Source organism: Corallococcus sp. 4LFB (genome assembly GCF_046520365.1).
Taxonomy (GTDB): Bacteria; Myxococcota; Myxococcia; order Myxococcales; family Myxococcaceae; genus Corallococcus; species Corallococcus caeni.
In genome coordinates, this window is the sequence record NZ_JBKGHJ010000871.1 from 1 (window position 1) to 2009 (window position 2009).

At 71.6% G+C, this 2009-nt stretch carries 3 protein-coding genes; all 3 read left to right on the plus strand.

What is annotated here, in order from left to right; translation table 11 throughout:
• The first annotated feature begins 198 nt into the window (after window positions 1–198).
• Entirely contained in the window at window positions 199–726 is a 528-nt protein-coding gene (locus ACLEQD_RS42165) for a DivIVA domain-containing protein (protein WP_410391591.1), read from the plus strand.
• Window positions 727–735: 9 nt separating this feature from the next.
• On the plus strand, window positions 736–1035 hold the full coding sequence (locus ACLEQD_RS42170) for a DUF167 domain-containing protein (protein WP_338268112.1): 300 nt from the start codon (window positions 736–738) through the stop codon (window positions 1033–1035).
• A gap of 8 nt (window positions 1036–1043) precedes the next feature.
• Window positions 1044–2009 (plus strand): peptidase MA family metallohydrolase (locus ACLEQD_RS42175; RefSeq protein ID WP_410391593.1); only part of this gene is annotated, 966 nt, incomplete at its 3' end.

A 2009-nucleotide genomic window follows, 5' to 3' on the forward strand; every position in this document is an offset into this window, starting at 1 on the left:
GCCGCCGACAGCCGCGTGGGCTACGCGGTGCAGAACGCCGCGCGCTCGGTGGCGTCGCGGTGGGAAGCCGCCCCGCCCCCCGCGCCCTGAAACACGCCTGCCCGCCTGCCCTCCCTCCAGGCCTGACGTGGCCGTGGGCCCCTGCCGCCCCGGGGCCGATTCCTGGAGTGCGCGCGTGTATGGGTTAGACTGGGGCGCATGAAGATCACCCCCCTCGACATCCGGCAGAAGCGCTTCGAGACGGTGATGCGCGGCTTCGCGCGTCCCGAAGTGGGCGCGTACCTGGAGCTGATCGCCGGCGAGTTCGAGGAGGTGGTGAAGGAGAACATCGCGCTCAAGGAGGAGCTGAAGCGCACGCAGGCGCGGCTCGAGCAGCATCAGGAGCGCGAGCGCACCCTCCAGGAGACGATGGTCACCGCCCAGCGCATCAGCGAGGACCTCAAGGACGCCGCGAAGAAGGAAGCGGAGATCATCATCGCGGACGCGGAGCACCAGGCGGAGAAGATCGTCCACGGCGCGCACCAGCGGCTGGTGCAGGTGGTGGAGGACATCAACGAGCTCAAGCGCCAGCGCACCCAGTTCGAGTCGCAGGTGCGCTCCGTGGTGGAGGCCCACCGCAAGCTGCTGGACACGTTCGCCGCGCCCGCCTTCGCGGACCGCGACTACGCGCGCGTGGAGGACAACGTCGCGTTCCTGTCGCAGAAGAAGGCCACCTCCAACGACTGACGCCCGCGCATGCCCGCCCCCTGGCTCAAGGCCGTCCCCGCCGGGGTGGAGCTGACGGTGCTCGTCCAGCCGCGCGCGTCCCGCACGAAGGTGGTGGGCGAGCATGACGGCCAGCTGAAGATCCAGCTCGCCGCGCCGCCCGTGGATGGGGAAGCGAATGCGGCCCTGGTGGAATTCATCGCGAAAACGCTGGGCGTGCCGCGTCGCCAGGTGACACTCGTGGCGGGTGACACGTCGCGCCGTAAGCGATTGAAGGTGCAGGGGGTTGATGCGGCGGCGGTCGAGGCTGTTATCTCTGGTGGACCGTGAGGCCACGCATGCTCCGCCTGTTCGCCGTCCTGATGATGCTGCTGGCCTCGCCGGGCGTGTTCGCGCAGGACGAGGGGCCGCGAGGCATCCACGCCACGGAGGCCGTCGTCACCGACAGCGCGCTCGTGCCCCACGCCCGCCCCGCCATCGTCGCGGGCGAGCTGAAGACCCAGCGCTTCGTCATCCTGCACACCGCGAAGGCCGCGGGCGCGGCGCGGGCGCTGGCCGGGCAGATTGAAGGCGTGCGGGACGCCTTCGGCGCGATGCTGGGGCGGGACTGGCCGGGCACCACGGAGATCCGCCTGGGCGTGGGCCGTCAGGAGTTCGAGGCGCTGGCCCTCCCCGGCGGCAAGCCCCCGGGCTGGGCGGTGGCGCTCGCGTACCCCGGGCATCAGATCATCCTGCTGGACGCGCTGAGCCTGAGCGACACGGAGGGCCCCACGACGCTGCGGCATGAGCTGGCGCACGTGGCGCTGGGGCAGCTGGCCAAGGACTGGCCGCGCTGGTTCCAGGAGGGCGTGGCGCAGAACCTCACCGACGAGCGCTACTCCGTCGCCCACTACACCGCCCTCTTCCGCGCGGTGACGCAGGAGCGCGTCTTCCACTTCGAGGACCTGGCCGAGGACTGGCCGGACGTGCCCGCGGACGTTGAAATCGCGTACGCGCAGAGCGCCGCCTTCGTGGCCTACCTCACCGGCAAGCACGGCTCGCACGCCATGGGCCTGCTGGTGGACGGCGTGCGCGCGGGAGAGCCCTTCGAGCAGGCCTTCGGCAAGGCCTTCCGCACGTCGCTGCTGCTGGAGGAGCAGGACTGGCGCGAGGGGCTCGCGGCCCGCTACGGCTGGCTGCCGCTCACCACCAGCTCCGCGCTCCTGTGGCTCGCCGCCTCCCTCCTGTGCGTGGCCGCCTTCGCGCGCCGCATGCGCCAGAAGTCCGCGCGCATGACGGAGCTGGCCGCGGAGGACGCCGCCGAG

Coding starts and splice junctions, on each gene's coding strand:
- ACLEQD_RS42170 (WP_338268112.1), top strand. CDS start 736: ATGCCCGCCCCCTGGCTCAAGGCCGTCCCCGCCGGGGTGGAGCTGACG.
- ACLEQD_RS42165 (WP_410391591.1), top strand. CDS start 199: ATGAAGATCACCCCCCTCGACATCCGGCAGAAGCGCTTCGAGACGGTG.